Source organism: Saccharomonospora halophila 8, from assembly GCF_000383775.1.
GTDB classification, from domain to species: Bacteria; Actinomycetota; Actinomycetes; order Mycobacteriales; family Pseudonocardiaceae; genus Saccharomonospora; species Saccharomonospora halophila.
Window position 1 is genome coordinate 81060 of record NZ_KB912483.1, and the last position, 6613, is coordinate 87672.

At 70.8% G+C, this 6613-nt stretch carries 6 protein-coding genes; all 6 read right to left on the minus strand.

Annotation, left to right across the window (positions count from 1 at the left end):
- Positions 1-40: 40 nt before the first annotated feature.
- Positions 41-661, minus strand: a complete 621-nt coding sequence (locus SACHA_RS0101800; protein WP_019806736.1) for a GTP-binding protein — start codon at positions 659-661, stop codon at positions 41-43.
- On the minus strand, positions 642-1007 hold the full coding sequence (locus SACHA_RS0101805) for a DUF742 domain-containing protein (RefSeq protein ID WP_039737594.1): 366 nt from the start codon (positions 1005-1007) through the stop codon (positions 642-644). Before SACHA_RS0101805 ends, SACHA_RS0101800 begins: the two co-directional genes overlap by 20 nt.
- Positions 1008-1009: 2 nt before the next feature.
- On the minus strand, positions 1010-1432 hold the full coding sequence (locus SACHA_RS0101810) for a roadblock/LC7 domain-containing protein (RefSeq protein ID WP_019806738.1): 423 nt from the start codon (positions 1430-1432) through the stop codon (positions 1010-1012).
- 25 nt (positions 1433-1457) lie between these two features.
- Entirely contained in the window at positions 1458-3998 is a 2541-nt protein-coding gene (locus SACHA_RS0101815) for a nitrate- and nitrite sensing domain-containing protein (protein WP_028662793.1), read from the minus strand.
- Positions 3999-4211: 213 nt separating this feature from the next.
- Complete coding sequence (gene idi, locus SACHA_RS0101820; protein WP_019806740.1) at positions 4212-4835, minus strand: isopentenyl-diphosphate Delta-isomerase; 624 nt, start codon at positions 4833-4835, stop codon at positions 4212-4214.
- Positions 4836-4940: 105 nt separating this feature from the next.
- Positions 4941-6401 carry a PepSY-associated TM helix domain-containing protein gene (locus tag SACHA_RS19820; RefSeq protein WP_019806741.1) on the minus strand — a complete coding sequence of 487 codons (1461 nt, stop codon included), beginning with the start codon at positions 6399-6401 and terminating at the stop codon, positions 4941-4943.
- Positions 6402-6613 lie beyond the last annotated feature (212 nt).

A 6613-nucleotide genomic window follows, 5' to 3' on the forward strand; every position in this document is an offset into this window, starting at 1 on the left:
CCGCCGGCGGAGCCCGCGGGCGCCCGTGCCGTGGCGCCCGTCAGGCCGTCGACCCGGCCCCGCTCAGCTCGGCGGGTTCGGACAGCCTGCTCAGCGCGTACCGGACCAGCCGGATCAACGCGAGCTTGCTCTGGTCGCGTTCCCGCGCGTCGACGAAGATCATCGGGATGGCCTCGTTGATCGCCAGGGCCTTGCGGATCTCGTCCTCGGTGTAGGAATCGGCCTCGGCGAAGCAGTTCACCGCCACGACGAACGGAATCTTGCGCCGCTCGAAGAAGTCGATCGCGGCGAAGCTGCTGTCCAGCCTGCGGGTGTCGACCAGCACCACGGTGCCGATCGCGCCGCGCGCCAGTTCGTCCCACATGTACCAGAACCGGTCCTGGCCCGGGGTGCCGAACAGGTAGAGCACGGTGTGCGGCGAGATCGTGATGCGGCCGAAGTCGAGCGCGACGGTGGTCGTCCCCTTCGTCTCGACACCGGTGAGGTCGTCGACGCCGTCGCTGGCCTGGGTCATCAGTTCTTCGGTGGACAGCGGGGGGATCTCACTGACCGAGCCCACCATGGTGGTCTTGCCCGCGCCGAAACCGCCCGCGACGACGATCTTGACGGGGGTGGGGACGACGTTCTCCGCGGAACCGCCGTCAGAGCTTGGTGAGGCCATCGAGCACCGCCTGGAGTAGTTCACGGTCGGGGGCTTGCATCGGCTGGGTGGAGGGCGAGCGCACGATCACGTCCCCCCGTTCGATCAGGTCGTTGCACAACACCTTGATCACGGCGATGGGCGTCTTCACGTAGACCGCCAGCTCGGCGACGGACAGCGGCTGCCGGCACAGGTCCAGGATGCTGCGGTGTTCCGGGGTGAGCCCGGTGGGCTCCCGCGTGGTCCGCAGGGCCATCACCTGCGTGGACAGGTCCAGCGTGGCGTCCGAGGCCGGGATCCGGCCCCGGGTGATGGCGTAGGGCCGTACCAGTGGTCCGGCGTCGTCGTCGTACCATTCCTCCTCCACGCTCACCCCTCGCCGGACGTGGACGCGGCGGCCCGCGGGGAGGCGGACATGTAGTCGCCGACCCGTTTGACGAGACGGTTCATCTCGTAGGCGATCATCTCGACGTCGACCGTCTCCTCGGAGAGCACGGCGAGACAGGCACCCGCCCCCGCCGCGGAGACGAACAGGTAGCCCTCCTCCATCTCGATCATGGTCTGCAACACCGGACCGCGCTCGAAGTGCCGGGTGACCCCTTTGGCCAGGCTCTGCAGGCTCGAGGACATCGCGGAGAGCTGGTCGGAGTCGTCCTTGGCGAGTCCGGCCGATTTGCCCATGAGCAGGCCGTCCGCGGAGAGCACGACGGCGTGCTGGGCGCCGACCACCCGCTCGACCATGTCGTCGAGCAGCCAGTTCAGATCAGCGCCGGAGTTCCCGTTCGCGTTCATCGATGTGTTTCGCTTCCCCTTCGTCTCAGTCGGTGTCGGATTCGTTCTTCGGCTGCCCGGATTCCCGGCCCCTGCGGGTGCCCTTGCGGAACGCCGAGAGTGTGCTGCGGGTCCTGCCGGAGACGGCCTCGAAGTCGGGGGTGTCCTCCTCCGGGTCGTCCCGGAGCTGGTCGACCAGGTTCTGCTGGGGTTGCCGCTGTGGCAGGGGGCGTCGGGCGGGCCGGTTCCGGGTCGCCGACGGGTCCGGACCCGGCTCGCGCCCCGGTCGCGGCGTCGTCCCGGACGCCGTCGGGGTTCCGGGCCCGCTGGGTGCGGTCGGCGACGCGGGTGCGGCTGTCTCCGCCGCTGCCGCCGTCTCCGGTGTCTCCCCGGTGTCCGTGGGGACCACCGGTTTCGCCGTCACCGTCATCCGCGGCGCCTGCGGGGCCGTCGGGTGCGGCGACGACCCGCCGTTGTGTGGGGCATCCGATTCGGTGTTCATCACCGTTCCCGGCTCGGTCGGTTGGGTCTGCCGGGGCGGATCCCCGGCCTGGTCCGGTGACGTCGGCGTCGCGGCCGGCACCCCGGAACGGTCGGCCACGTGCGCTTCCGTGCTGTCCGGCGAATCTCCGCCGTTCGGTCCGTCGCCGCCGGCCAGGATGTCCGTCGGGATCAGCGCGGTCGCCCTGGTGCCGCCGTAGCGCGAGGAGTCGAACGTCACCAGCACGCCGAGCCGCGAGGCCAACCGGGCCACCACGAACAGGCCCAGACTGGAGTCGGCCCGCAGTGCCATCGCGTCGAACTCCGGTGGTTCGCTCATCATCCGGTTGGCCCACTCGCGGACGTCGTCCTTCATGCCGAGGCCACGGTCGGAGACGTCGACGACCACGCCGCGGGCCACCACGGTGCTGGTGATCTGGACCGGCGATCCGGGCGGGGAGAACGAGGTGGCGTTGTCGGCGAGCTCGGCGACCAGGTGGATGGAGTCGGCCACGGCCGATCCGATGAGCGAGACGTCCGGGACCTCGTCCACCTCGATCCGGGAGAAGTCCTCCGTCTCCGAGACCGCGGCCCGCAGCACGTCGACCAGCGCGACCGGTTTGCGCCACCGGCGGCCGGGGTGCTTGCCGCCGAGGATGATGAGGTTCTCGGTGGTGCGCCGGGCGCGGGTGGCCAGGTTGTCCAGCTGGAACAGCCCGGTGAGCTGTTCGGAGTTCTCCTCGCGGCTCTCCATCCGGTCCAGGATCCGCAGCTGGCGGTGCACCAGGCCCTGGGTGCGGTGGGCGATGCCGAGGAAGACGTTGTTCACACCCGCGCGGGCCTTCGCCTCGCTGACGGTCGCGTTGACCGCGGTGCGCTGCGCGATGTTGAACGCCTCGGCCACCTGGCCGATCTCGTCGCGGCCGTGGTCCAACCGCGGCATCTCGGCGTCCACGTCGACGTGTTCGCCGTTGCCGAGACGCCGCACGATGGTCGGCAGGCGGGTCTTGGCGAGTTCGAGCGCGTCGCCGCGCAGCCGTTCCAGCCGGGTCATCAGCGTGCGGTCCACCAGGGTCCGGGAGACCCGGACCGCGACGACGATCGAGGCGACGGCGGCGAGCAGCGCCGCCACACTGCCGAGGATGACGTTGCGCAGGTTCCCGTTGGCGTCGTTCAACGCCTGCGTCGACACGGTGTCGGCCTGCTGCACGGTGAGCGTGGCCAGCCGTTGCGAGACGTCCTCGGTGAGCTGACGCCACTCGTTCGCGCCGATTCGGGTCCCACCGGAGAGCTCGATCGGACCGGGTCCCTGCCCGATCAGCGCGTTCTCGGCGTTGTGCAGCCGTTGCCACGAGGACGCGGAGGTCAGGCCGTTGTAGGTCTCCGTCGCCGTCCCACGCAGGTACGGTGCCTGCTCCTCCAGGCCGGACCGGTAGGAGCCGATGAGCTGGGAGAAGCGCAGGTGCTCGGACTCGCCGAACGCGCCGCGGGCGAGGGCGCCGGAGGCCAGGGAGGCGGCACGCGACATCTTGTCGGACACCCGGAAGAGGTCGGTGGCGCCGAGCGCGCCCTGGGTGGCGGTCACGTCCGGCACGACACGGGCCTGGGCGTCGAACAGGTCCGCGGCGGTGTCGGTGACCTCGTTGTAGAAGTTGTCGACCTCCTCCGCCGAGATCGTCCTGAGGTGGACCTCCGCGCGGACCCGGGACAGCTCGTCGAGGCCGGCCTCCAGCCTGCTCATCCGGGCTGCGATCTCGTCCGGGACGAGGCCACGCACCGAGTCCATCGCCTCCCGGAGCTCGCTCAGTGTCGAGTCGATCTCCCGTTGCCGCTGCTGCAGCTCGCTCAGCTCGGCCTCGGGCTCGGCCAGGTACACCAGACTGAGCCTGCGCTCCTCGTGAACCGCGCTCAGCGTGGTGACGGCGGGGATCGAGACCTCCTGCACGCTGGAGGCGACCGTACGGACGTAGATGGCGTCCGCCACGAAGTAGACCGACACCACCGTCCACATCACCAGGAGCGCGACACTGGGGACCAGGACCGTCCCGGTCAGTCGCTTCCGGATCGACTTCTGCCGACCGTCACTGGGGTTGTCCTCTTTGCTCACTGTGCTCCACGAAGCGCTGACGAACCGGTGCCGGAGGTCGCGCGGACGGGCGAGGTCGCGGTCGACAGCCACCGATCACGTGCCGAAATTGCTCTTACCAGACGTTGATCATGGCTTATCCGGGACGTGCACGGTCAGCCACCCCTGACCGTGCGTCGTGACCTCCTTCTTTCCGGTGGTCGCCGACCGGATTCGGTCCGGTCGGGACGCGGCTCAGTCGTGCGGTACCAGCGGCTCCCGGGCGGCGGCGGGCAGCTCCGCGTCGTCGGCCACGGGCCACCGCAGCGGGTCCGGTCCGAGCGGGTGCAGCGCGGTCACCTGCTGTGCGCACCAGGGGGAGACGGACTCCGGGTCGGCGAGCACCTCGTCGACGAACGCGGACCAGTCGACCCACCCGGTGCTGTCCACCTCCGCCGGATCGGGCCGCAGCACGGGCCGGGTGTCCACCACCGCCCGGTAGACGGGACACACCTCGTTCTCCCGGACGCCGTTCGGCATCGTGGCCTCGTAGGCGAACCGGGGAAGCACCAGTTCGACCCGGTCGACCGCGATGCCGAGCTCCTCGTTCAGGCGTTGCGACACGGCATCCGCGGGATGCTCGGCCGGCTTCGGATGGCCGCAGCACGAATTGGTCCGCACGCCCGGCCACGTCTTCTTCGACCGCGCCCTGCGGGTGACGAGGAAGGCGCCGTCGGTGTCGAAGAGGTAGCAGGAGAAGGCCAGGTGCAGCGGTGTGGAGGTGTGGTGCACCTCCGCCTTGGGCGCGAATCCCACGGGTTCGTGCCCGGTCCCGCAGAGCACCACGTATTCGACACCGGGTTCGAGCGTCGCCGCCATCGTCGTCTGTGACCACCCTTCACGGTCCGCGTCCGTGGACCGGACGCACGACCGTCGATCATGACGCGGATGCGTTCGGTAATCAAGACACCATCGGGGGCCGCATCACGACGCCGTCCGCCGCCGCGCACCTCCCGACCGTCGCGCGCGCCACCCGAGCAGCGCGTCCCAGGCCAGGAACCCCAGCAGGGACACGCCGAGCAACGGTACGAAGTAGCCGATCAGCGCCACCACCACGATCAGCGGCGTGAGTACCGTGCCGGGCACCCGCCGCCAGGCGCCCCGTGCCGGAGGTCTGCCGAACCCGCCCCGCGTGCCCCGGCGCGGACGGCGCAGCCACCACATCCGATAGCCCCAGAAGATCACGCCGAGCAGGCCGAGTCCCAGGGCGACGAGCACGATCTGGTTCACCCAGCCGAACAGCAGGCCCATGTGCGCGTCGATGCCCCAGCGGGCGAGTTTGGCGATCAGCGGATAGTCCTCGAAGCGCAGCGTCTCGACAACCCGCGCGTTCGCCGGGTCGATCGCGACGGAGTCCTGCTGGGACGGCCACTGCCTGCCCGTCTGCTGGACGACGTAGGCCGCGCCGGCGCCGTCCGGGGGCAGGACCTCGATGTCGCCGCCGAGCCCGTGGTCACGGGCGGTCCGCACGACCCGGTCCCACCCCACGTCCGCGCCGGTTCCGGCCGGGGCGCCGTCATCCACACCCGCGTCGCCCGGGGCCGCGGACCCCGCCGACGCGGGGAGTTCGGCGGAGACGGCGGGTGTCTCCCAGGACAGCGCGGCCCGCACGTCACCGATGTTCGCCCCGGCGTACTGGGACCAGGTCAGTCCGGTGGCGGAGAGGAAGACCAGGCCGAGAGCGATCCACAAGCCGGTCGCACCGTGCCGGGACAGGACCTTGCGCCGGCCCGTGGCGCCGGGTTCCGGCCGCAGCAGGCTCCGCCGGCGACGTTTGCTGATCCACAGGACCGCACCACCGGCCGCGACGACCCAGAGCCAACTGGCGGCCAGTTCGCTGTACAGGCGCCCGGCGTCGCCGAGATGCAGGCCGCGGTGCAGGTTGTCCACCCAGGCACGGATCGGCAGCGCCTGTCCGCTGCCGTACGTCTCCAACACCCCGGTCACGTCCCCGGTGTGCGGGTCGACGAACGCCGTGCGGCGGTAGCTCGGCGGCAGGTCGGGTGCTTCGAAGATGACCTGTGTCGCGTCGGTGCCGGCGGTACCGGGCCGGACCGCCATCAGCGTGTCGTCCGGGCGCGCGGCCGTGCCCGCACGCACCTGCTCCGCCAGCGGTAGCGACGTCGCAGCGTCCGGAACGTGGACGACGTCGTCGTAGACCATCTCGTCGAGCTGTGGGGTGAACACGTAGAGCAGGCCGCTCAGCGCGGCGATGACGAGGAACGGGGCGACGAACACACCGGCGTGGAAGTGCAGGCGCAACAGCAACGCCCGCAGGCCGTTCCGGGCCGAGCGTGGTGCGGTGTCGGGTGTCGGGACCGCTTCCGCGACGGTGTCCGGAGGTGTCTCGGCACGGTGGGTACGGGCGTTTCCGCCGAGGCTCATATCACCACATCCCTGTCCTGCGCGCAGTGGTCGTGCGCGGTTCGGGTCAGTGGTCGCGGCCGGGTGCCCGGCGGTTCACCGCCCTCGGTGGCGTTGACGTAGATCACACAGGTCTTGACCTCTCGCGCCGGTCGTGCCCGGCGGTCGGTCGCCGCGTGGCGACGAGGGCGTCAGGCCGCGCGGCGCCTGGCGAACGGCAGTCGTCGCGGGCG

Bases quoted from the DNA above. Each gene is read 5' to 3' on its own strand.
- SACHA_RS0101810 (WP_019806738.1), bottom strand. From the start codon at position 1,432: ATGAACGCGAACGGGAACTCCGGCGCTGATCTGAACTGGCTGCTCGAC.
- idi (WP_019806740.1), bottom strand. From the start codon at position 4,835: ATGGCGGCGACGCTCGAACCCGGTGTCGAATACGTGGTGCTCTGCGGG.
- SACHA_RS0101800 (WP_019806736.1), bottom strand. From the start codon at position 661: ATGGCCTCACCAAGCTCTGACGGCGGTTCCGCGGAGAACGTCGTCCCC.
- SACHA_RS19820 (WP_019806741.1), bottom strand. From the start codon at position 6,401: ATGAGCCTCGGCGGAAACGCCCGTACCCACCGTGCCGAGACACCTCCG.